Origin of the sequence: uncultured Aliiroseovarius sp., assembly GCF_947497285.1 — a bacterium.
In the GTDB taxonomy this organism is placed as follows: domain Bacteria; phylum Pseudomonadota; class Alphaproteobacteria; order Rhodobacterales; family Rhodobacteraceae; genus Aliiroseovarius.
Map to the genome: position 1 here is coordinate 39,048 of NZ_CANMFT010000006.1, position 22,865 is coordinate 61,912.

Below are 22,865 nucleotides of genomic sequence, written 5' to 3' on the forward strand. Positions count from 1 at the left end.
TATATGGCGGAGGAGGTGGGATTCGAACCCACGGTAGACTTTCACCTACGTCGGTTTTCAAGACCGGTGCATTCAACCACTCTGCCACTCCTCCGACCGGCGCAGAGATAACGGGCCTGATCCGATTCTGAAAGTGCCGAAATTTCGGGCCGGTTCCCGCCCATCAAAAGAACGCTGAACGCGAGAGCCTTTTCACGCGCCGCTCATGTCGTTAGACTGCCTTTCAAACACGGGCCAAAGGCCCATCGGCAGAGCAGTCTGGGCCATCTGGCCCACAATGGAATTAGGGGCGAGACATGGCAAGCAAGACCACTCTGAAAGTGGCCATGGCGCTTAGCGGCGCTTTTTTACTTGTGGGGTGTGACGACACGAACCTCCCGGCATTCATGAAAAATTCAAAAGACGCAAGCGCCGAGAGGGCAACCGGGCAACGAAAAGCAGCGAGCGTCGGCGAACGCGACGTGGAAGCGCCTGAAGTGTTCCAGATCGCCGAGAAAGGGCTTTGGGACGGCCGTCCAAGCCTGGGTGGTGTTTGGGTCGCGCATCCAGATGCCACCGACCCGGAGCGGGTGATCGTGCGCAACCAATCCAATGGGAAATCCGTCATCGGCGCACTGTTTCGGCGCGAACGAGACATGCCCGGACCGCGCTTTCAGGTGTCCTCTGACGCGGCCGAAACGCTGGGCATGCTTGCCGGTGCGCCCGCTGAACTTAGCGTGACGGCACTGCGCAAGGAAGATATTCCGCAAGAGCCGGACACACCGACCGAAGATTTGGCAGCCCCCGAAGAGATCCAGCAAGGCACGCTTGATGATCCTATCGAAGCGGCTGCCGCGGCATTGGACAAAGCCGAGACCGCAGCCAAGGCCGGAGCAAAACCCGCCCCAAGGGCAGCAGCGAAACCCGCCGCCAGCGCGGCTGCGGCCAAACCGGCGGCAGCGGCCAAGCCCGCCCGCTCGCTACCAGCCGGAAATCTGACCAAGCCGTTCATTCAAATTGGCATCTTCTCGGTCGAAAAGAATGCCAAGAACACGGCTGAATCTTTGCGGCAAGCCGGCATGGTGCCGACCGTCAAACCGGGCAATACGAATGGCAAAGCCTTTTGGCGTGTTATCGTTGGTCCCGCCACCACCAGCACGGAACGCGCGGCGCTGTTGAAAAAAATCAAGGGGCTCGGCTTTGCTGACGCCTATTTCGTCACGAACTGATGCCCGTTTGGGCCAAACAGACACTACAGAGATAAAAAGGTCCCCGAACCGCTATGCGCATGCGACTGTTTCTTCTGATCCCTTCCCTTTTCACTGCGCTGCTGTTGGCAAGCCTGCCTGCACGCGCATTCGATACGCGCGCCAGCTCGGCCTATGTGCTTGATGTCACCACCGGCACAGTTCTGATGGAAAAAAACGCCGAGGTGCCCCTGCCCCCGGCGTCGATGTCGAAACTGATGACGGTGACCCTGCTGTATGAGGCGCTGGCAGACGGGCGCGTCACCATGAGCACGCCTTTCGGCGTCTCGGAACGGGCGGCTGCGATGGGGGGCTCGACGATGTTTCTGAATCGTGGCGACCGTCCGACGGTCGAGGACTTGATCCAGGGCATTGTCGTGCAATCCGGCAATGACGCCTGCGTGGCAGTGGCCGAAGGCCTTGCCGGCACCGAAGATTCCTTTGCGCGCATGATGTCCGATCGCGCCCGCGATCTGGGGATGAACAACTCCAGCTTCGGAAACTCGTCGGGCTGGCCCCATCCGATGCAGCGTATGTCGATGAAGGATCTGGCGATACTTGCCCGTCATATCATCGTCGAGTTCCCCGACTATTATCACTATTTCAGCCAGACCGAATACCATTACGATGGCCGCGCGCCGGACAACCGGTTCAACCGCAATCCACTGCTGGACCTTGGGATCGGCGCGGATGGCTTGAAGACCGGGCATACCCAAGAAGCAGGCTATGGCCTTGTCGGGTCAGCCAAACAGGGTGACCGCCGGATCGTGTTCGTGATTTCGGGCATGACATCGGAGAAAGAGCGCGCTGACGAAGCCGAGGCCATCGTCAACTGGGCGTTCCGCCAATTCACCATGAAAACCACGCTGAAGGCCGGCGAGCGCGTCGCCGAAGCGCCGGTTTGGCTTGGGTCTGTGGACACGGTGGGATTGGTCCCGGCGCAGGATGTTGCGCTGTTGATCCCGGCCGCAGATCGCGAAGGGATCAGCGCGACGATCAACTGGAACGGCCCGATTGCCGCGCCGATTGCGCAGGGGCAGGAATTGGCCGAAATGGTCATCAGCCGCGAAGGGCTTAGCGACACGGTCATTCCGCTCTTTGCAGAACAAGGTGTAGGAAATGCTGGTTTCGCCAAGCGCCTGACCGTTGCGGCCGAACGTGTGTTGGCGTTGGCTTTGGGCAACGACGCCCCGCCTGCCGCGATCCAGCCTGACCCCGTCACGAACTGACCCCCGAAGGATGCGCGGACTATTCATCAGCTTCGAAGGGATCGACGGCTCGGGCAAATCAACCCAAGCGCAGGTTCTGGCCAAGACCCTGCGTGATCATGGCCACGATGTTGTCCTGACTCGCGAACCCGGCGGCAGCCCCGGTGCCGAAGAAATCCGCGCGCTGGTGCTGGAGGGCGACCCGGATCGCTGGTCCGCCCAGACCGAGCTTTTGCTGTTCACCGCGGCGCGGCGTGACCATCTGGAGCGCTTGATCAACCCCGCCCTTGCTGCCGGAAAAATCGTGATCACGGACCGGTTTGCAGACAGCACGCGGGTGTATCAGGGTACGCGATCGGGTGATCTGCGCGGCATGGTGGATCAGCTCCACAACCTGATGATCGGACAGGAACCTGACCTGACCTTCCTGATCGACATGGACCCCGACACAGGTCTTTCCCGTGCAAAAGGGCGCGGCGGCACGGAAGAACGGTTCGAAGATTTCGGCGCCGATCTGCAACGCTCCTTACGCAAAGGCTTTCTGGATCTGGCAGCCACTGATCCAAAGCGGTTTCGGGTGATTGACGGCACCCGTTCGATCGACAGTGTCGCGCGCGACGTCTCGGAAATAGCGCTGGCGGCTCTTGCCTCTGAGGCCTCGGACCCATGAGCACCGCGCATGAAGACATTCCCGAACCCGATCGTATCGAAGGGGCGCCCCATCCGCGCGAAGCAGGTGCATTGGTTGGACAAGACGCGGCCGAAGCCGCTTTTCTTGAGACGTTCAATTCGGATCGGCTGCACCACGGGTGGTTGATCACTGGCCCACGTGGGGTCGGCAAGGCGACCTTGGCATGGCGCATAGCGCGGTTCTTGCTGGCCACGCCGCCAGATGACGGCGGGATGTTCGCAGCCCCCGCCCCAACAACGCTTGATATTGCGCCCGATCATCCCGTAGCGCGTCGCCTTCGGGTTCTGTCTGACCCCGGACTGTTTTTGTTGCGCAGACCGTGGGTCGCAAAAGACAAACGCCTGCGCGGTGAAATTACCGTCGATGAGGTGCGCAAGCTCAAATCGTTCTTTGCGCTTTCTTCGGTGGACGGAGGGCGCCGGGTGGTGATCGTGGATGTGGCCGACGAGATGAACAATTCAGCGGCCAACGCGCTGTTGAAGCTGTTGGAAGAGCCGCCCGAAGGGGCAGTGCTTTTGCTGGTCAGCCACCAACCCACCCGACTGCTGCCCACCATCCGATCGCGGTGTCGCGAGTTGCGCCTTGGCAGGTTGTCCCCAGACGCTTTGGCACAGGTTCTGGGAACGCTTGACGAACAGCCGTCAGCCGCAGACACGATCAAATTGAACGAACTGGCAGCCGGATCCGCCGGAGAGGCGCTGCGCCTGATCCATCTGGACGGGCTGGCCACCTATCAGGCGTTGATCGACATTTTCTCGCAAGGACGCGAAATTGACCGGCCCCGCGCCCTGAAGCTGGCTGCCAGTGCGGTCGGCAAAGCCAATGCGGACCGGTTCGAGCTGATCTTGCGGCTGATCGACACGTTTCTGGCCCGTCTCGCCCGACATGGCGCAGGGGTGGCGCTGGCCGCCGAAGCCGCCCCTGGTGAATTCGCCTGCCTTGGACGCCTGGCCCCCACCCCCGACGCCGCCCGCGCCTGGGCTGATTTGCAGCAACAACTTTCAGCCCGCGCCAATCATGGCCGGGCGGTGCACCTTGACCCTGAGGCGCTCATCCTTGATATGGTTTTCAGGATCAATGATATGGCGGCACGCCGAGCCGCTTGAGGCAAGGACGCCCGATGAGCACGCACACGACGCCACAGATCACAGACAGCCATTGCCACCTCGATTTCCCTGATTTCGAAGGTGAACTTGATCAGGTCATTGCCCGCGCGGCGCAAGCCGGGGTCACGCGTATGGTGACGATCTGCACCAAGATGTCGAATTTGGCTCAGGTGCGCGCGATTGCTGAAGCCCATGACCCGGTGTTCTTCGCCGCAGCCACCCACCCTATGAGCGTCGCCGCAGAGCCGATGGTCACGGTGGAGGATCTGGTTGCCTTGGCACAGCACCCCAAATTCGTCGGCATCGGCGAAAGCGGGCTGGACTACCATTACACCGCCGACAGCCGCGCGGTGCAAATCGAAAGCCTGCTCATCCACATCGAGGCGGCGCGACAGACCAACCTTCCCTTGATCATCCATTCGCGTGACGCAGATGACGATATGGCGCGCATTCTGGCCCAAGAACACGCCAAGGGTGCCTTTTCTTGTGTGATGCATTGCTACAGCTCTGGCCCTGACCTTGCGCGGGTCGCGCTTGAGCTTGGGTTCTACCTGTCGATGTCCGGGATCGCGGCCTTCCCCCGCAGCCAAGAGGTGCGCGATATCTTTGCCGCCGCCCCCGTCGACCGGATCCTGGTTGAAACCGACGCGCCCTATCTGGCCCCGCCGCCGCATCGCGGCAAACGCAATGAACCCTCCTTCACCGCCCACACTGCCAAGGTTGGGGCAGATCTGTTCGGTTTGAGCTACCAAGCGTTCGCGGCACAGACACAGGCAAATTTCGACCGGCTTTTCTGTAAAGCCGCGGCCTATGGGGCGGTGTCCTGATGGCGCAGATCGACTTCACCTTGCTGGGCACAGGATCGTCTGGCGGTGTGCCGCGACTTGGCGATCAGGTTGGCGGAAACTGGGGCGACTGCGACCCGACAAACCCCAAGAACCGCCGCCGCCGCTGCTCGGCTCTGGTGACGCGCACCGGTGACGATGGCGGTGTGACGCGGGTGCTGATCGACACCTCGCCGGACATGCGCGCCCAATTGCTGGATGCGGGCGTGGGCAAGCTTGATGCGGTCGTCTTCACCCACAGCCATGCCGACCACATGCACGGGATCGACGACCTGCGCATGATCGTTTTCAACATGAAAGACCGCCTGCCCGTCTGGGCCGACGCCCCCACAGAAGAGGCGCTGATGTCGCGCTTCAGCTATGCGTTCATGCAACCCGAGGGATCGAGCTATCCGCCCATCCTGACCCTGCACACGATCACCGGCGACGTGGTCATCAAAGGTGCGGGCGGCGATATCCGCCTGACCCCGTTCGAGGTTCGCCACGGTCGCATGGACTCGCTTGGTTTCCGCATTGGAAAGCTGGCCTATCTGCCGGATGTCAGCGACATCCCCGAACAGGCTTTGCCCGCGCTTGAACAGCTTGACGTTTTCGTTCTGGACGCCCTGCGCCGCGCGCCGCACCCGACCCATTTCAATCTGGATCAGGCACTGGAATGGATTGACCGGGTCAAGGCCAAACGCGGCGTGTTGACCAATATGCATTTCGATCTGGACTATGCGACGGTTGATGCTGAGACCCCGGCACACATCACCCCGGCCTATGACGGCATGACCATTCGCATCGACGCGTGAATGAGCGCACTTGTCGAAATCGTCCTTCCGGTTTTCGTGGTGATCGGGTTCGGGTATCTGGTGCGCTGGCGCCAGATCCTGCGTGACGACGCCATAAATGGGCTGATGACGTTTGCCCAATCGGTTGCGATCCCCTGCCTGTTGTTCCTGGCCATCGCCCGTCTTGACCTGAGCGCCGAATTCGATCTGTCACTGCTGTCGAGCTTTTACACGGGTGCGATTGCAGGCTTTCTGGCCGGTTTGCTGGGCGCACGGTTTCTGTTCGCACGCCCCTGGCCAGACGCTGTGGCGTTTGGCTTCGTGTCGCTCTTCTCCAACTCGCTGCTGCTGGGCCTTCCAATCACCGAACGCGCCTTCGGGCCAGACGCTTTGGCAGGGAACTATGCCATTATCTCGATCCACGCGCCGGTTTGCTATGCCATCGGGATCACGGCGATGGAGATCGCGCGTGCGCAGGGCTCCAGCGCCTTTGACACGTTAAGGCAAATTGCCCGCACGATGGTGCGCAACATGCTGGTGATGGCCATTGCGGCAGGTTTCGTGGTCAATCTGGCGCAGCTTGCCCTGCCCGGCGTGATCGAAGAGGCGCTCAGCCTTCTGGCGCGCGCCGCCCTTCCCACCGCCCTTTTCGCCCTGGGCGGTGTGCTCTATCGCTATCGCCCCGAAGGCGATCTTCGCATCGTTGCCTTCTTGTGCGTGGTATCGCTGGGTCTGCACCCTGTCATCACCTGGGGGCTGGGGCGCAGCCTTGGCCTTGACGAGGACCAGTTCCGCTCGGCTGTTCTGACGGCTGCAAGTGCGCCGGGCATCAACGCATATATCTTTGCCAATCTCTATGGCGTGGGCAAGCGGGTTGCGGCCACAACTGTTCTGGTGGCAACAGCTCTGTCGATCCTGACGGTCTGGGGGTGGCTCGCCGCCTTGGGGGCCACGGGATACTAAGCCCGCACCTAGCAGACCTCGCTGATCAACAGGTCTTGCAAGTGCGGCGCCAGATCGGCGACGGGCTTTCCGCCGCGCTGACGCAAGCATTCCAGCAATCGACGGTCTTGCGGCAGGATTTCCAGCGCGCACCGCTGGATGCGCCCGACCTGAGGGGAAACAGGACGGCCAAACATTGTGACGCCCGGATAAACCGGACGCGTCGCCAAAAGCGGATGGTTGAAGAAGCTGAAAGAGGCGCGATCTCCGTTCGCCAAGAAGGTATAGGCGATCAAACCATCAGCCAGTTCGACCATCAAAGACCGAATTTCGTGCCGATCAACCAGCTTTGTCGTGCCTGTTTCAGTGCCATCCAGCCCTTTGTCGCTGAACCCACGCAGCACCGTAGCCCCTGACATCTCGAAGATGCGCACCGTGTAGCTGTTGGCCCATCCCGACCGGCTCGAGGAGGTCTGCCAGTAGGTGTGAATGCCAGAGGGCGGTGGATTGCGGCGCACCAAAAAGGTCGGGTCATTCACCAAAAACTGGTTGAGCCGCTGCATCGAGCTTTTCTCAGCCACGGCATCGGCCTCGCGGATCTGGTCCAGCGGCTCTAGTATGATGCGCCCGTCGACACCGAAATAGCTGCAAATGCGGTGCAGCACTTCGGGGCGTGGGTTGGTCTGCCCGCTGAGGTAGCGATTGAATTGCGTTCGGTTCACACCGATGGCGCGGCACAAACTCGCCACCCGAACACCGCGTTCAGCAACCAATTGCCTTAGGTTCCGCGAGAAGGTCGCATGAATTTCACTAGCGCTTGGCATGCATCTTCCCCTGGCGCGCCATTTTTGGTTTCGCGTCAAACACCCTTTGCAATCGTCCTGGACAACGCGACTGTCCCGCCGCTTTTGCACCCAATACAACCTGCAGCTAGCCACCCCCGGCACCACACAGTGCCAAGCAGGACGAGTCGGCTTTTCTTCCTTTGAGCGTATAGAAGTATGCCCACCAACCTCAAGGTGGTATTTTGGGTCATCTGCGTCGTGTTTTGCGCTGTGGCGTTACGCGATCAGGCGAGAGCCTGAAAACCCGTAACATATGGCTTGTCGCGAATCGCCACGCCGAGTATTGTCGACCAAACGGTCAGCTTTAGTTGGCGCCGTTTTTTGGGTTTGGGAGGACCACATGGACGCATTGATCTGCGACGCAGTTCGCACCCCCATCGGACGATACGGTGGTGCCCTGTCGCTCGTGCGCGCCGATGATCTGGCGGCCCTACCCATTGCCGCCCTGATCGCACGAAACCCGGATGTTGACTGGGCCTCGGTTGATGATGTGATCTATGGATCAGCCAATCAGGCGGGTGAAGACAACCGCAACGTGGCCCGCATGGCAGCACTTCTGGCTGGGCTTCCGGTGGACGTGCCCGGCACCACGATCAACCGCCTGTGTGCCTCCGGCATGGACGCGGTGGGCATGGCCGCGCGCGGGATAAAAGCGGGCGACTATGATCTGTGCATCGCTGGCGGCGTTGAAAGCATGAGCCGCGCGCCTTTCGTGATGCCCAAAGCGACCTCCGCTTTCACCCGCGCCAATGCGGTCTATGACACCACCATCGGCTGGCGCTTTGTGAACCCGAAGATGGACAAGATGCACGGCACCCACTCGATGCCGCAAACCGCTGACAATGTGGCTGAAGACTACGCCGTAAGTCGCGAAGATCAGGATGTTTTTGCCGCACGTAGCCAAGAACGCTGGGCGGCCGCACACGAGGCCGGGAGTTTTGCGGACGAGATCATTCCCGTGACGATCCCGCAGCGCAAAGGTGACCCGATTGTGGTCGATACAGACGAACACCCGCGCCCCGGCACCTCGGCGGAGAAGCTGTCGAACCTGCGCGGCGTGAACGGCCCGGACCTGACGGTCACGGCGGGCAACGCGTCGGGCGTCAACGATGGGGCCGCCGCGATGTTGATCGCGTCGGACGCAGCCGCTGCAAAGAACAACCTGACCCCGATGGCGCGCGTTATCGGCATGCAAGCCGCTGGCGTGGCCCCGCGCATCATGGGCATCGGCCCTGTGCCAGCAAGCCGCAAGGTGTTGGCAAAAGCAGGTCTCACCATCGACCAGATGGATGTGATAGAATTGAACGAAGCTTTTGCCGCACAAGGTCTTGCCACCTTGCGCGAATTGGGCGTCGCGGATGATGACCCGCGGGTAAACCCAAATGGCGGCGCAATCGCGCTTGGCCACCCGCTTGGCATGTCGGGCGCGCGCCTTGTTTTGACGGCGGCTTATCAACTGAAACGCACAGGCGGGCGCTATGCGCTGTGCACGATGTGCGTGGGCGTGGGCCAAGGTGCGGCCCTCATTCTGGAAAGGATCTGACGATGTATGCTCAATTGGTGAAAACCGCAGGCACTGGCGTTAAGACCCGCGAGGAAATGTCTGATGAAGAACGGAATTTTCAAGATCGCGTGGATCGGGATGAGAAGATCGAACCGAAGGATTGGATGCCGGACGACTACCGCGCGACGTTGATCCGCCAGATCGGCCAGCACGCCCATTCCGAGATCGTCGGCCAATTGCCAGAAGGCAACTGGATCACCCGCGCACCCACGTTGGAGCGCAAGGCGATCCTGTTGGCGAAGGTGCAGGACGAGGCCGGTCATGGCCTGTATCTCTACGGTGCGGCTGAGACGCTCGGCGTTACCCGTGATGAGCTGACCGAAGAATTGCTGTCGGGCCGGATGAAGTATTCCTCTATCTTCAACTATCCCACGCTGAACTGGGCCGATATTGGCGCGGTTGGCTGGCTGGTGGATGGGGCGGCGATCATGAACCAGGTGCCGTTGCAGCGGACATCCTATGGCCCCTATTCCCGCGCGATGATCCGCATTTGCAAGGAAGAAAGCTTCCACCAGCGCCAGGGCTACGACATCATGATGAAGATGGCCGCAGGCAACGACGCCCAGCGCCGCATGGCGCAGGATGCTCTGAACCGGTTCTGGTATCCGTCGCTGATGATGTTTGGCCCGTCCGACAAGGACAGCGTGCATTCCGCCCAATCGCTTGCGTGGAAGATCAAGATCGACACCAATGACGAGCTGCGCCAGCGCTTTGTTGATCAGACCGTGCCGCAGGCGAAATACCTTGGCCTGACGATCCCGGATGAGCACCTGAAATGGAACGAGGACCGCGGTGCGCACGACTTCTCGGAACCCGACTGGACCGAGTTCTTCAACGTCATCAAGGGTAAAGGCCCCTGCAACGTCGAACGGATGGAAGCCCGCGTCAAAGCTTGGGAAGACGGTGCATGGGTGCGCGACGGGCTTATGGCCCACGCCCGCAAGAAAACCGCTGCCCGAACAGCCGCTGAATAAGGAAAGATCACATGTCCAAAGAATGGCCCCTCTGGGAAGTTTTCATCCGCGGTCAGCACGGGCTGAGCCACCGTCACGTGGGCAGCCTGCACGCCCCGGACGAAGAAATGGCGATCAAAAACGCCCGTGACGTTTACACCCGTCGCAACGAAGGTGTGTCGATCTGGGTGGTCGAAGCGCGTCACATCGCGGCCTCAAGCCCCGAAGAAAAAGGGCCGCTTTACGAGCCGTCGAACTCGAAAGTCTATCGTCACCCGACATTCTTCGACATCCCTGACGACGTGGGGCATATGTGATGGCTGGAAAAACGAACGACGACGCCTTGTTTCAATTCCTGCTTCGGATGGGCGACAACAGTCTGATCCTTGGCCACCGGGTCAGCGAATGGTGCGGCTTGTCGCCTGTGTTGGAAGAAGACATCGCACTGGCCAACACCGCGCTGGACCTGATCGGTCAGACGCAATTCTGGCTGGGTCTGGCGGGCGAGGTTGAAGGCAAGGGTCGCACGGCTGATGATCTGGCCTTCCTGCGCGACGCATGGGATTTCCGCAACGTGCTAATGGTCGAACTGCCCAACGGCGATTTCGGCCAGACCATGATGCGCCAGTTTCTTTACGACGCATGGTCGCAGGTCATGGTCGGTCGCCTGATCAAGAGCGGTGATAAACGCATCGCTGATATCGCCGAGAAGGCCTCAAAGGAAGTCGCCTATCACGTCGAGCGGTCGGCTGACACCGTGGTTGGTCTTGGTGACGGGTCCGAGGAAAGCCACGCAAGGATGCAAGCCGCGATCGACTACCTCTGGCCTTATGTGGGCGAGATGTTTGACGGCGACGAGGTTGATGCGGCCATGGTCGCCGCCGGCATTGCCCCCGATCCCGCGTCCTTGCGCGAAGAATACGACGCGCTGGTGAACAAGGTGCTGTCTGAGGCCACCCTGAAAGTGCCGACAGACGTGTTCCACCACAAAGGCGGGCGCACGGGTTATATGCACACCGAACATCTGGGCCACCTTCTGACCAGCATGCAGTGGCTGCAACGCGCTTATCCCGGTGCGACCTGGTAATGGGCCAGCCCTCGGTTGATACGATCTGGGACTGGCTCGACCAAGTGCCCGACCCCGAGATCCCAGTGATCTCGCTGGTCGATCTTGGCATCATCCGGGACGTGCAGTGGGAAGGTGACATGTTGAATGTCACCGTGACGCCCACCTATTCGGGCTGCCCCGCGACCACGATCATCAACCTTGATATTCAGACCGCGCTGCGCGAGCACGGGATCGAAAAGCTGACGCTGCACCGACAGCTTTCCCCGGCCTGGACCACCGACTGGCTGACCGATAAGGGCAAGGCGGCGTTGGAGAAATTCGGCATCGCCCCCCCATCGGCCAAGGGCGAACCGGAACGCTGCCCCAATTGCGGTGGTCACGATCTGGAACGCACCAGCCAGTTCGGCTCGACCCCCTGCAAGGCACTGTGGCGTTGCCGCGACTGTCTTGAACCTTTTGACTATTTCAAGTGCATCTGACTGCATTGAGGAGACCCAACATGGCGCGCTTCCACAGCCTTACCGTGACCGACATCCAGAAAACCATCCGCGACGCGGTGGTGGTGACGCTGACTCCGGACGATCCTGAGGCCTTCAACTATACCCAAGGCCAATATCTGACCTTCCGCCGCGACTTCGACGGGCAGGAATTGCGCCGCTCCTATTCGATCTGTTCGGGGCTGGACGATGGCAAGCTGCAAGTTGGCATCAAACGGGTCGATGGCGGCGCGTTCTCGACTTGGGCGAACGAGGACTTAAAGCAGGGCGACACGGTTGAGGCCATGTCTCCCATGGGCAACTTCTTCGTGCCCTTGGCGCCGGATCTGGACCGCCACTATCTGGGCTTTGCGGGGGGGTCTGGCATCACACCGGTTCTGTCGATCATCAAGACGACACTGGCACGCGAACCGAATGCGCAGTTCACGCTGGTCTATGCCAACAAGGCCATCACCACGATCATGTTCCGCGAAGAGCTGGAAGACCTCAAGAACCGTTTTATGGGCCGCTTCAACGTGATCCACATCCTTGAAAGCGACGCGCAGGATATTGACCTGTTCACCGGGCGGGTGGACGAGGCGAAATGCGCCCAACTGTTTAAAAACTGGATCGACGTTCAATCCGTCGATACCGCCTTTATTTGCGGCCCCGAGCCTATGATGCTGGGCATTGCCAAGGCGCTTCGCGACCACGGGCTGGATGACGCGCAGATTAAGTTTGAGCTGTTCGCCTCGGGCCAACCCGGTCGCGCTGCAAAGAAAGCCGCCAGCAAAGCGGCAGTGAAAGGCGACGGGATCGATGCTGTCGTCGCGCTGGATGGGGCCAGCCGGTCTTTCACGATGGACGCCGAGACTTCGATCCTTGACGCGGCCTTGGCCAACGACATCGACGCGCCTTATGCTTGCAAGGCCGGGGTCTGTTCGACCTGTCGCTGCAAGGTGATCGAAGGCGAGGTCGAAATGCTGACCAACCACGCGCTCGAAGATTACGAGGTCGAGAAGGGCTATGTCCTGTCCTGCCAATCCTACGCCAAATCGGCGCGCGTCGTCATCGACTACGACCAGTAACCCCCAATGGAACGGAGACCGCTATGTCTGAGATGAGCATCACCGACTATCTGGCCCAAGGGGGCGTATTGACCGCACCGGGCAATGTGCCCGCACGCTATCGGGCCGAGCTTATGCGCCTGATGGCAACTTTCGTGGACAGCGCGCTGGCGGGGGCGGCTGGTTTTGCCGATATCGTCAACCAAGGGCCGGGCATCAAGGAACGCATCGCGGCCTCAAAAATCGTGCTGGAAAAAACTGACAATGCCGACAAGGTGCTGTCGATCATGGGTGAATTTGGCGCCGACACGGCCCGCTATGCCAACCACCATCCGTGGACGGATCGCTTGGCCCGCGACGCCGATATTGGCACCTCACGCACGGATACGGACATGCGGCTGGCCGTCTTCAACTACCCGCTGGAAGGCTGGTCGGACGCGGTGGTGATGAACCTGCTTATGGGCCTTGCCGTTGGTGTGCAGATGGGTGAATTCAAGCGCGTGTCTTATGCGCCGCTGGCTGAAGTATTTCGTGCCATTGCGCCGGTTGAAGCCCGTCACGCCGAACTGGCCGCCGAAGGAATTGCCCGACTGATCGATACCGGCACCGACATCGCAACACTGCAAACCAGCGTCGATTACTGGTGGCCCCGTGTGGCGGCAAGCTTCGGCAAAGATATTTCGACCCGCGCGGCGCAATTGCAGGCCTTCGGCTTGCGCAACTCAACCAATGCCGAACTGCGCGAAGAATGGGAAGCGGCAGCCGCGACCGAGCTTTCAAAACTTGGCCTAAGCGCGCCCTAAGCCGCCCGCCCCCTGACATTTCCGACGAAGGACAGAGCATGACCCTGATGAAAGTCTCCAGCTTCGCGGCTGGCAAATGGATTGCCCCTGGCGCCAATGCGCGCCCGATCGCCTCGGCCATTACCGGCGCGAAGATCGCCGAAGCCGGTGGGGCAGATATCAACAAGCAGGCGATGTTGGATTATGGGCGCAATGTGGGCGGCCCTGCCCTGCGCGCCATGGGGTTTCACGACCGCGCCAAAATGCTGAAAGCACTGGCCGCCCATCTGGGTGGGCACAAGCAGGCGCTTTATGACCTGAGCTTCGACACCGGCGCCACGCAATCCGATCACATGATCGACATTGATGGCGGCGTCGGCACCATGTTTGTGTTCGCCTCTAAGGGTCGGCGCGAAATGCCGGACGGCCAAATCTATCTGGACGGCGAGATCGAACAGCTGAGCCGCAATGGCACCTTCCTTGGCATGCACATTGCAACGCCCCTGAAAGGCGTGGCCGTGCACATCAACGCCTTCAACTTCCCGGTCTGGGGGATGTTGGAAAAACTCGCCCCGACCCTGTTGGCGGGCGTGCCTGCCATCGTAAAGCCAGCGACCTCGACGTGCTATGTGACCGAAGCCGCCGTGCGCATCTTGCTGGACAGCGGCATTCTTCCTGAGGGCGCGTTGCAGTTGATTTCCGGCGGCACGGGCGATCTGCTGGACCGGCTTGGCCCACAAGATATCGTCAGCTTCACCGGTTCGGCGAAAACCGCCAGTATGTTGCGGTCAAACCCGAATATCCTGAAGAACTCTGTGCGGTTTGTGGCGGAACAGGACAGCCTGAATGCGTCGATCCTAGGTCCAGATGTCACGCCGGACACCCCGGAATTTGACCTTTTCATCAAAGAGGTGCACCGCGAGATGACCACGAAAGCGGGGCAGAAATGCACCGCCATCCGCCGCATCATCGCGCCCGACGCACAGGTTCAAAACGTGATCGAAGAACTGTCCGCGCGACTGGCAAAAACCGTCATCGGTGACCCGCGCGATGAAGCGACCCGCATGGGTGCTTTGGTATCTGCAGGCCAGAAGATCGACGTGCTGGAAAAAGCCGCGGCCATCGGATCGGAAAGCAAACTGGTCTATGGCGACTCGGACGACAACGACTTCGCGGGTGGGGTGGATGCGGGTGCGTTCGTGAAACCAATGCTCTTTCACTGCGAAGACCCCGACACCGCCACGGTGGTGCACGAGACCGAAGCTTTCGGGCCCGTCTCAACCATCATGGGCTATCGTGACATCGCGCACGCCATCGACCTTGCCAACAAGGGCGAAGGATCGCTGGTGGCCTCTGTCATCACAGCCTCCGGCGAGGTGGCGCGCGAGGTCGCGATGGGCGCAGGCGCGTTCCACGGGCGGCTCTATTTCAACAACGCAACCTCGATGAAGGAAAGCACCGGCCACGGCAGCCCCCTGCCCCACATGGTGCATGGCGGCCCCGGACGCGCAGGCGGCGGCGAGGAAATGGGCGGCGTGCGCGGCGTTCTGCATTACATGCAACGCACCGCCATTCAGGGCAGCCCTGACATCCTGACCGCTATTGGCGGCAAATGGGTGCCCGGCGCGACCGAGATCAAAGGCCCTGCCCACCCCTTCACCCGCAAATTCGGCGATCTGTCGATTGGTGAAACGCTGCACACAGCCTTGCGCGAGGTCACGTTGGATGACATCGAGAAATTCGCGCATTTCACCGGCGACACGTTCTATGCCCACATGAACGATGAGGCCGCGAAGCGAAACCCGTTCTTCCCCGGCCGCGTGGCGCATGGCTATCTGCTACTGAGCTTTGCGGCAGGGCTGTTCGTGGAACCCGACGAAGGCCCGGTGCTGGCCAACACAGGGCTGGACAACCTGCGCTTCATGAAACCGGTCGAGGCCGGCGACCGCATCGCCGTCCGCCTGACCGTCAAAGCCAAGACACGTCGCACAGATGAGTATGGCGAAGTGCGTTGGCATGTAACCCTGACCAATCAGGATGACGATCTGGTGGCGGAATACGAGCTTCTGACCATGAACGCCTACTGACATGTGCGCCGGGGTGATCGCTGACGATGTGCAGGACGTTCTAACCCGTATGCGCGGCTCAAGCGATCTGCGGGTCTGGTCGGTGATCGTCACCATCATGGGCGACATGGTGCGCGGACAGAGCGATCAAATAGCCGGGACCACGCTGACTGCCCTGATGGGCGCCCTTGGCATCCGCCCCGAAGCCACACGTGTCGCGCTTTTTCGTCTGCGCAAGGACGGCTGGATCGACAGCCAACGCGCCGGGCGCGGGTCATTTTATGCGCTGACCGATCACGGGTTGGCCGAGACTCTCTCCGTGATGGACCGCATTTATGGCGCCCCACAGCCCGCGCCAGAAACCTGGCATCTTGCCGTGAGCCTTCTGGCCACTGACAGGCTTGGCTGTGAAGACGCCTTGACAGGCCAGGGCTTCGCCGAACTTTCCCCCGGCGTGTTTTTGGGAACTGCGCCTCCAGAACGAAGCGCGGGTCTGCTGGTGTTCTCAGACAGGACGCCGACCTTCCCAGACCAGATCCTGCCCCTGTTGGTGCCAACTTCGGTCCGACACGATGCCCGTAACCTGAGCGACGCCGCAAACCGTGCGCGCAATCTTACCGCGCACGCGCTGCCGCCGCTCGCGAAGGCTGCTTTACGGGTCTTGGTGTTACACAACTGGCGGCGCATCGCACTTCGTCTGCCTGACTTGCCCCTAAAGGCGTTCTGGCCCGAGGCAACACTGCGAGAAGACGTGCACGCTTTGCTCAACCGCCTTGGCCCGATCGACATCACCGCCCTGCCTCAGTGATGCCGTGTCGCATCAATATCCAGGGCCGGTCCAATCGTGGACAGCGCCCAGCCGAATCGACGGGAATACGGTCGCAGCTAGCAGAAGCCCAAGCGACATCGCCTTTGCTTTTCAATAGCTTGCCAGATCTGGAATGGTGCCCCCACACGGACTCGAACCGCGGACCTACTGATTACAAATCAGTTGCTCTACCAGCTGAGCTATAGGGGCACAGGGCGCATTTAAGATGTTCTGGCGCGGGGATCAAGTGAAAGCTTTCATCAGCGACTTGCGCGCGCCATCAAGGCCACCGCGCAAAGGCCAACTGCGATCACCATCAGGGCGGGTGGTGCAGCCTGTCCCAGCTGTTCAAGCGACGCCTGTTCATAGACGCGCGTGGCCAGTGTGCCATAGTTGAACGGGCGCAGAAGAAGCGTTGCCGGAAGCTCTTTGACGCTGTCCACGAAGACCAAAAGCAGTGCAGTGCCGACCGAGTTTCGGATCAGAGGCACATAGACCTCACTCAACGTGCCGCGGGCTGAGCGCCCAAGTGACCGGGCTGCCATCGGAAGGTTAGGGGAAACACGCTCGATCGCGGCATCGGTTGCGCCTTGGGCGATGGCGAAGAACCGAACGCAATAGGCGTAGATGACCGCAAAGGCTGTGCCCGTCATCAACAAGCCAGGATCCCACCCGGTCAGCGCCAGAACGCCGTCTGCCAAGCCATTGTCGGCTGCTGCCATGGGGATCAGAATTCCGATCCCCAAAACCGCTCCGGGAGCGGCATATCCGATCGTCGTCAGCGGCATGAGCTTGCGCGGCAATGCGTGCCCGGAAAGGCGCACTCCATAGACAAGAAACAACGCGCCCAGCACCGTGACGACAGCGGCGATGCCTCCAACTGTCAAAGTGTGCAACAGCGCCGACCCCAACCCGTTTGAAAACCAGTATTCCGGTTTTGCGATGGCATGACCGATCAGGACTCCAACGGGCAAGACAAACCCAACCACGAAGGGGATCGCGCAAGCGATGGTTGCACAGAGCCCGGCCCAACCCGACAGCGGGCGGGGTTCGACGGGGCGGCTTTGGCGCGACATCCGATAGAACCGGCTGCGCGACCGGCTGATCTTTTCCAGCGCAGCCAAAAGGAAGACAAACACCAATATGACCATTGCGATCTGCGCCGCGCCACCTGCGTTGTGGCTTTCGAGCCAAACCGTGAAGATGCCCGTGGTCAGGGTTTGGACCGCGAAATAGTCGACCACGCCGAAATCCGACACGGTCTCCATCATCACGATCGCAACACCGGCTGCGATGGCGGGGCGCGCCAATGGCAGGCCAACCCGCCAGAACCGCGCGAAGGGACCAGCGCCCAGCGCGCGCGCCACCTCGTAGGCATCACCGGACTGTTCGCGAAACGCCGCGCGGGCCAGCAAAAACACATAGGGGTTCAGCGCCGCCGCCAGCACGACCACTGCCGCCCAGCGCGACCGGATCTCGGGGAACCAGTAATCCTGCGCGCTTTGCCAGCCAAAAAGCGCACGCAAGCCGGTCTGGACCGGCCCCGCATATTCAAGAAAATCAACCAGCGCATAGGCCCCGACATAAGCAGGGATCGCAAGTGGCGTCAGCAGCAGCCATTCCAGCCAGCGCGCGCCCCTGAAGCGATACATGGTGATCAGCCAAGCCGAACCGGTGCCCACCGCCGCAGACATCCCCCCAACGGTCAGGCACAGGATCAGCGTATTGGAGACATAGCGCGGCAAGGTGGTGTTCATCAGGTGCGGCCACGCATTCTCGGCGGGTGTAAGCGCCAACCAGACGATCGACAGGATGGGCAGCAAGACGAGAAGAGCAATCAGCAAAGCACCCAACGACCAAAGGTTCGGCAGCCATAGGGCACTTCTGGGTGCTACATTCTGAGTCTTTTGGTCGGTCATATCCTGGCTCTTTAGCCCGAAACAGGTTTAACTGTCCAGAAAACCAACATATGTTTGCGTCATTCGAGCGAAAAGGACCGCGCAAAACATGCATATCTCGTTTCATCTCGGCGCTCACTACACAGATGAAGATCAACTGATCAGATCTCTTCTGAAAAATGGCGGGGCGATGACACAAGAAGGGATCGCGCTGCCCGGTCCCGGGCGCTATCGCGGATTGATGGCCGATGTTCTGGTGAAGCTGGATGGCGCACGCGCGGATGCGGAAACACAGGAAATGCTGTTCGAGGCATTTGTTGACAACGAAGACGCAAAACGGCTGGTACTGGGGCACAAAAACTTCCTTGGCGCGCCGCACCGGGCCTTGGAACATGGACAGTTCTATCACTTGGCAAAACGCAACACCCAGCGGTTGCGATACCTGTTTTGCGATCATACGGTTTCGTTTTTCATCGGCATGCGCAACCCGGCCACCTTTGTGCCTTCGGTGCTGAGCGCCCTAAGCGATGCCCAACGCAATGCGATCATGGCACAGCTTGACCCGCGTGCCTTGTTCTGGTCCGACATCCTTCTGGCCATTCGCGAGTCAAACCCCGAAACCCAGATCACCGTCTGGTGCGATGAAGACACGCCCTTGATCTGGTCCGACGTCATGCACGCGGTTTCGGGCATAGCCCCCGAAACACCCCTAGAGGGCAGTCTGGATATTCTGGAAAAGATCACTCACCCCGACGGCATGAAGCGGCTTACGGACTACCTGCAAGCCAACCCCATCCAGAACGAGGGGCAGCGCCGGCGCATCCTGACGGCATTCCTTGATAAATATGCCATCGATTCCGAGTTGGAGATGGAGATAGATTTGCCCGGTTGGTCTGACCAGTTGGTTGATGATCTGACGGCGACCTATGATCAGGATATGGACAGGATATCGCATATTCCGGGCGTCACGCTGTTGACCGCATGATACAAAAAAAGCCCGCCAAAAGCGGGCTTTCCGTGCGGCTCGCCGGTTGGCCGCGCTACATGCCGAGCGCTTCTTTATACATTTCCAGCACGGCTTCTTCTTCTGCAATGTCGTCCTTGTCGCGCTTGCGAAGGGCGATCACCTTGCGCATCACCTTGGTGTCATAGCCACGCGATTTCGCTTCGGCCATAACCTCTTTTTGTTGCTCGGCAATGTCTTTCTTTTCCATATCGAGCCGTTCAATTCGTTCGACGAACTGGCGCAACTCGTTGGCGGTGACACGATAGCTGTTGTCGGCTTGATTTTCGTCCATGGGATCCTCTTGCTCGGGTTGCCCCTGACTAGCCCGTCCCTTTGTCCGCTTCAAGGGTGCAGACGCACCGAATACGAGGGCTGGCAGATGTTGAGGGGGTTGCACCACTGACGCGCACGCGCTAGGCGAACACACGCAACACCGGAGGCACACATGGAGTGGCTGATCATCGTAGGCGCAGTCTTGTCGCTTGTCGGGCTTGCTGGACTAATCGCCAGCGCCGTCAAGGTCATGAAGGCCAAACGCGCCGGGCTGGAAGATGCCGAACTGCGCGCGCGCGTTCAAAAGGCCATGGCTTTGAACATGGGTGCTTTGGGACTGTCCGTGATCGGCTTGATGTGCGTGATCTTGGGTGTATCGCTGTCCTGACCTGTTCCGCGACATGTCAGTTCATATCGCTGAAATGACGCCCGTTTTTGATCAATCTGTCAAAAAGCGCAGAGGGCGCCCAGAATTTTGGCTCTTCCGACTGGCAGGCTTTCAACGCGTTTTGAACCACCAGAAGGCCACGCTGATCGGCTGACATCATCGGGCCGCCGCGGTGACGCGGGAAGCCATACCCGAACAGCAAAACCACATCGATATCCGAGGGGCGCAGGGCGATCCCCTCTTCCAGCAAACGCGCGCCCTCGTTCGCCATCGCATTCAGGCAACGCTGCTGGATCTCTTCCGTGCCAAAATCGCGCGGCGTGATGCCCTTGGCGCGCCGCTCTGCATCGATGATCGCAAGTGCGCCGGGGTTTTCAATCGGACCGCCGTCCTGATCATGGATGTAATAGCCGCGCCCGGCTTTCTGGCCAAACCATCCCTGCTCGCACATGCGGTCGCCGATCGCCACATATCGGTCCTGCGGATCACGGGTGGCGGCCAATCGTTTGCGGCGCGCCCATGAAATGTCGAGCCCCGCCATATCGAGCACCTGATAGGGACCGATCGGGAAGCCATAGGCCCGTATTGCGGCGTCAATCTGTGCGGGGCTGGCCCCGTCCTCGAGCATGAAATCCGCAGCCAGCCGATAGGCTGCGAGGATGCGGTTTCCGATGAACCCATCAGCCACCCCTGCCCGCACCGGCACCTTGTGCAGTTTCTTGGCAAGCGCAAAGCCAGTCGCAACGACATCGCGGTCGGTTTTCGCACCGACAACAACTTCGAGCAGTCGCATGATGTGGGCGGGTGAAAAGAAGTGATACCCCACCACGTCCTGGGGCCGCGTTATCGTGGCGGCAAGCGCATCAATGTCCAGATATGAGGTATTGGTTGCAAGAATTGCGCCGGGCTTCATGACAGCGTCAAGCTGGGCAAAAACCTCGCGCTTCACATCTTCGTCCTCGAACACGGCCTCAATCACCAGATCCACCTGACCGAGTTCGGACATATCGGTTGTGCCGCGCAGCCGAGCCAGTCGGTCTTCGCTGATCGCTGAGGTGATCCGCCCTTTGGCCACAGATTTCTCATAGTTGGCCACGATCCGATCCGTGCCACGTATCAAGCCTTCGTCATCACGTTCGACCAATGTTACGGGGAACCCTGCGTCAAGGCACGAGATGGCAATCCCGGTTCCCATTGTGCCGGCGCCAACCACGCCGATCGTGTCCACCTTGCGAAGCTGAGCGCCCTCCAACTCTGGCACTTTGGCGGCGCGCCGTTCTGCAAAGAAGGCATGGCGCAGGGCTGTGGCCTCGGGGCCTGGTTCGCAATCGTCAAAACATCGGCGTTCAAAGGCGACGCCGTTTTCAAATGGCAACAACAGGGCCGCTTCGACGCAATCCACGATCAAAGAAACGGACGGGACCGGATTGCCTGATACTCGCGCGCGCCACGCCTTGATCGCTTTCATGTAAGCCATCGGATCATCAAGTCCTGCTTGCCGATCGCGGGTTGGGCGCGGCTTGGTGCCATGCTTGATCATGTTGCGCGCCGATCCGACGGCAGCCTGATCAAGGTTGCGTTCGATGACCTTGTCCACCAAACCCATCGCCGCGGCCTTGTCTGCCAAGACCGCCTTTCCTGTTACCATCAAATTCAAGGCCGCATCCGCCCCGATCATGCGGGGCACCCGCTGGGTGCCGCCACCGCCGGGCAACACACCCAGATTGACCTCGGGCAGGCCCAGTTTGCTGCCTTGTGCGGCAAGTCGATAGTGGCAAGCCAAAGCAAGTTCGAAGCCTCCGCCAAGCGCATTGCCTTGCACTGCGGCGATCACCGGCTTTGGGCATGTTTCGATCAGGTTGCAGACATCTGACAAGATGGGCGCGGCGCGCGGGCGACCGAATTCACGGACATCCGCGCCTGCAGGAAAGGTGCCGTTTTCGGCGCGCAACACCACCGCGCGCACCAGATCATCTTTGCAGACAGCTTCAAATGCCTCAAATAGACCCTGACGAACCGCATGCCCCAGTGCATTCACCGGTGGGTTGTTGATCGAGACGATGGCGACACCGTCTTCGATTTTCATCTGAACCTGATCTGCCATATTCCCTCCGGTCAAACCTAACACTCAAAGGGCTGATCCAAGGGTCGTTTGTCAATGCCTACGACGTGTCTGCACAATATTCCCAACCGTTTGGTCGGCTATACTGCATGCCCGCCACAGCGCGACACCCGGTTCGATCCGCCCGTTCTACACGGGCATATTGTCGAACAGATCGTCCGCATCATCATCTTCAAGCTCGTTCTCGAACTTGCGGAAATCTTCGGGCACAGGCTGGCCCATCTTCTCCAGCTCCGAGATCTTCTCTCGAAGTTGTTCTTGCAAAACATGCCGATCTTCAGGGCGTTTTGCAATTTCATCCAGGATCAAGCTGATCGAGGCCTTAAGCTCTTCAAATGCCATTTCATCCTCCCAAAATGGTGCCAGACGTGGCGTTTTCACGGCGCTAAACAAGCGCACTCACGATAAGATCAAGCGTGCTTTGCTGCGCAGTCGCGGCAGAAAGGGGTGTGGGGCAGCACGTCAAGTCGTTCTGACGAAATCTCGGTGCCACAAGTCGCACAAAACCCGAACTCGCCTTCTTCTATGCGCGCCAACGCGGCATTGATCTTGATGATCTCATCTTGACCCGATGTGCCCAAACCTTCAAGGACTTCGTCCTCTTCGCGTTCGACGGCAAGCTCTTCCCAGTCCTTGGACTGGTGGCTGTCGAGTTCTTCTTCGATCTCGCGCAGCCGCACATTCAATTCTTTCAAACGTGCATTCAGCATGTCGCGATATTTAGACACATCAACCATGGCGCACCTCCTTTGCAGAC

24 protein-coding genes and 2 tRNA genes are annotated in these 22,865 nt (G+C 60.1%); 18 read left to right on the plus strand and 8 right to left on the minus strand.

The annotated features are described in order from the left end of the window. Positions 1 to 4 precede the first annotated feature (4 nt). Positions 5 to 94: transfer RNA gene (locus Q0864_RS11570), tRNA-Ser, on the minus strand. Positions 95 to 296: 202 nt separating this feature from the next. Here Q0864_RS11570 and Q0864_RS11575 point away from each other — a divergent pair. The 7 genes from Q0864_RS11575 to Q0864_RS11605 are packed head-to-tail and all read left to right on the plus strand — an operon-like array spanning position 297 to position 6,812. Further along, entirely contained in the window at positions 297 to 1,208 is a 912-nt protein-coding gene (locus Q0864_RS11575) for an SPOR domain-containing protein (protein ID WP_298569608.1), read from the plus strand. A gap of 53 nt (positions 1,209 to 1,261) precedes the next feature. Then, positions 1,262 to 2,455 carry a D-alanyl-D-alanine carboxypeptidase family protein gene (locus Q0864_RS11580; RefSeq protein WP_298569610.1) on the plus strand — a complete coding sequence of 398 codons (1,194 nt, stop codon included), beginning with the start codon at positions 1,262 to 1,264 and terminating at the stop codon, positions 2,453 to 2,455. A gap of 10 nt (positions 2,456 to 2,465) precedes the next feature. After that, positions 2,466 to 3,104 carry a dTMP kinase gene (tmk, locus tag Q0864_RS11585; RefSeq protein ID WP_298569613.1) on the plus strand — a complete coding sequence of 213 codons (639 nt, stop codon included), beginning with the start codon at positions 2,466 to 2,468 and terminating at the stop codon, positions 3,102 to 3,104. Next, the gene (locus Q0864_RS11590; RefSeq protein WP_298569617.1) at positions 3,101 to 4,231 is read left to right on the plus strand and encodes a DNA polymerase III subunit delta'; all 1,131 of its coding nucleotides are present in this window, start codon (positions 3,101 to 3,103) and stop codon (positions 4,229 to 4,231) included. The genes tmk and Q0864_RS11590 overlap by 4 nt, the downstream gene beginning before the upstream one ends. Positions 4,232 to 4,245: 14 nt before the next feature. Further along, entirely contained in the window at positions 4,246 to 5,058 is an 813-nt protein-coding gene (locus tag Q0864_RS11595) for a TatD family hydrolase (protein ID WP_298569620.1), read from the plus strand. Continuing rightward, positions 5,058 to 5,870, plus strand: coding sequence for an MBL fold metallo-hydrolase (locus Q0864_RS11600; RefSeq protein ID WP_298569623.1), 813 nt, complete (start codon positions 5,058 to 5,060; stop codon positions 5,868 to 5,870). Before Q0864_RS11595 ends, Q0864_RS11600 begins: the two co-directional genes overlap by 1 nt. Continuing rightward, on the plus strand, positions 5,871 to 6,812 hold the full coding sequence (locus Q0864_RS11605) for an AEC family transporter (RefSeq protein WP_298569625.1): 942 nt from the start codon (positions 5,871 to 5,873) through the stop codon (positions 6,810 to 6,812). 8 nt (positions 6,813 to 6,820) lie between these two features. Here Q0864_RS11605 and Q0864_RS11610 read toward each other — a convergent pair whose 3' ends face one another. After that, positions 6,821 to 7,615 (minus strand): helix-turn-helix domain-containing protein, encoded by a 795-nt coding sequence (locus Q0864_RS11610; RefSeq protein ID WP_298569628.1) that lies wholly within the window; start codon positions 7,613 to 7,615, stop codon positions 6,821 to 6,823. A 361-nt stretch (positions 7,616 to 7,976) separates the two neighbouring features. On the opposite strand from Q0864_RS11610, the gene pcaF reads away from it, so the two are divergent. From pcaF to Q0864_RS11655, 9 genes are read left to right on the plus strand one after another with little or no spacing between them, the layout of a single operon-like run. Further along, complete coding sequence (gene pcaF, locus Q0864_RS11615; RefSeq protein WP_298569631.1) at positions 7,977 to 9,179, plus strand: 3-oxoadipyl-CoA thiolase; 1,203 nt, start codon at positions 7,977 to 7,979, stop codon at positions 9,177 to 9,179. A gap of 2 nt (positions 9,180 to 9,181) precedes the next feature. Then, positions 9,182 to 10,174 (plus strand): 1,2-phenylacetyl-CoA epoxidase subunit PaaA, encoded by a 993-nt coding sequence (paaA, locus tag Q0864_RS11620; protein WP_298569634.1) that lies wholly within the window; start codon positions 9,182 to 9,184, stop codon positions 10,172 to 10,174. A gap of 11 nt (positions 10,175 to 10,185) precedes the next feature. Beyond that, a complete protein-coding gene (gene paaB, locus Q0864_RS11625) occupies positions 10,186 to 10,470 on the plus strand; it encodes a 1,2-phenylacetyl-CoA epoxidase subunit PaaB (protein ID WP_298569637.1) in 285 nt (94 codons plus the stop codon). Continuing rightward, positions 10,470 to 11,240 carry a 1,2-phenylacetyl-CoA epoxidase subunit PaaC gene (paaC, locus tag Q0864_RS11630; protein WP_298569640.1) on the plus strand — a complete coding sequence of 257 codons (771 nt, stop codon included), beginning with the start codon at positions 10,470 to 10,472 and terminating at the stop codon, positions 11,238 to 11,240. Before paaB ends, paaC begins: the two co-directional genes overlap by 1 nt. Further along, positions 11,240 to 11,701, plus strand: a complete 462-nt coding sequence (gene paaD, locus Q0864_RS11635) for a 1,2-phenylacetyl-CoA epoxidase subunit PaaD (RefSeq protein ID WP_298569643.1) — start codon at positions 11,240 to 11,242, stop codon at positions 11,699 to 11,701. The genes paaC and paaD overlap by 1 nt, the downstream gene beginning before the upstream one ends. A 20-nt stretch (positions 11,702 to 11,721) precedes the next feature. Then, positions 11,722 to 12,786: a 1,2-phenylacetyl-CoA epoxidase subunit PaaE gene (paaE, locus tag Q0864_RS11640; protein ID WP_298569646.1), complete on the plus strand. Its 1,065-nt coding sequence runs from the start codon at positions 11,722 to 11,724 to the stop codon at positions 12,784 to 12,786. Between the two features lie 23 nt (positions 12,787 to 12,809). Beyond that, positions 12,810 to 13,568, plus strand: coding sequence for a Phenylacetic acid catabolic protein (locus Q0864_RS11645; RefSeq protein ID WP_298569649.1), 759 nt, complete (start codon positions 12,810 to 12,812; stop codon positions 13,566 to 13,568). 38 nt (positions 13,569 to 13,606) lie between these two features. Continuing rightward, entirely contained in the window at positions 13,607 to 15,634 is a 2,028-nt protein-coding gene (gene paaZ, locus Q0864_RS11650; RefSeq protein ID WP_298569652.1) for a phenylacetic acid degradation bifunctional protein PaaZ, read from the plus strand. A 13-nt stretch (positions 15,635 to 15,647) separates the two neighbouring features. Then, positions 15,648 to 16,421, plus strand: a complete 774-nt coding sequence (locus tag Q0864_RS11655; RefSeq protein WP_298569655.1) for a hypothetical protein — start codon at positions 15,648 to 15,650, stop codon at positions 16,419 to 16,421. Between the two features lie 134 nt (positions 16,422 to 16,555). Here Q0864_RS11655 and Q0864_RS11660 read toward each other — a convergent pair. Together Q0864_RS11660 and Q0864_RS11665 are read right to left on the minus strand one after the other, a co-directional pair. Beyond that, positions 16,556 to 16,631 (minus strand) — tRNA-Thr (locus Q0864_RS11660). 50 nt (positions 16,632 to 16,681) lie between these two features. After that, positions 16,682 to 18,340: an iron ABC transporter permease gene (locus tag Q0864_RS11665; protein WP_298569657.1), complete on the minus strand. Its 1,659-nt coding sequence runs from the start codon at positions 18,338 to 18,340 to the stop codon at positions 16,682 to 16,684. A gap of 88 nt (positions 18,341 to 18,428) precedes the next feature. On the opposite strand from Q0864_RS11665, the gene Q0864_RS11670 reads away from it, so the two are divergent. Next, positions 18,429 to 19,304, plus strand: a complete 876-nt coding sequence (locus Q0864_RS11670) for a hypothetical protein (RefSeq protein WP_298569659.1) — start codon at positions 18,429 to 18,431, stop codon at positions 19,302 to 19,304. Positions 19,305 to 19,359: 55 nt separating this feature from the next. Here the strand turns inward: Q0864_RS11670 and Q0864_RS11675 are convergent, their stop codons facing one another. Next, complete coding sequence (locus Q0864_RS11675; RefSeq protein ID WP_298569662.1) at positions 19,360 to 19,617, minus strand: DUF2312 domain-containing protein; 258 nt, start codon at positions 19,615 to 19,617, stop codon at positions 19,360 to 19,362. 153 nt (positions 19,618 to 19,770) lie between these two features. Here Q0864_RS11675 and Q0864_RS11680 point away from each other — a divergent pair, with 153 nt between their 5' ends. After that, complete coding sequence (locus tag Q0864_RS11680; RefSeq protein ID WP_298569664.1) at positions 19,771 to 19,986, plus strand: hypothetical protein; 216 nt, start codon at positions 19,771 to 19,773, stop codon at positions 19,984 to 19,986. Positions 19,987 to 20,002: 16 nt separating this feature from the next. Here Q0864_RS11680 and Q0864_RS11685 read toward each other — a convergent pair whose 3' ends face one another. The 3 genes from Q0864_RS11685 to Q0864_RS11695 all read right to left on the minus strand — a co-directional run bounded on the left by Q0864_RS11685 (position 20,003) and on the right by Q0864_RS11695 (position 22,845). Continuing rightward, a complete protein-coding gene (locus Q0864_RS11685; RefSeq protein ID WP_298569666.1) occupies positions 20,003 to 22,090 on the minus strand; it encodes a 3-hydroxyacyl-CoA dehydrogenase NAD-binding domain-containing protein in 2,088 nt (695 codons plus the stop codon). Positions 22,091 to 22,237: 147 nt separating this feature from the next. Then, complete coding sequence (locus Q0864_RS11690) at positions 22,238 to 22,450, minus strand: hypothetical protein (protein ID WP_298569668.1); 213 nt, start codon at positions 22,448 to 22,450, stop codon at positions 22,238 to 22,240. Positions 22,451 to 22,518: 68 nt separating this feature from the next. After that, complete coding sequence (locus Q0864_RS11695) at positions 22,519 to 22,845, minus strand: TraR/DksA C4-type zinc finger protein (protein ID WP_298569669.1); 327 nt, start codon at positions 22,843 to 22,845, stop codon at positions 22,519 to 22,521. Between the last annotated feature and the right edge of the window lie 20 nt (positions 22,846 to 22,865).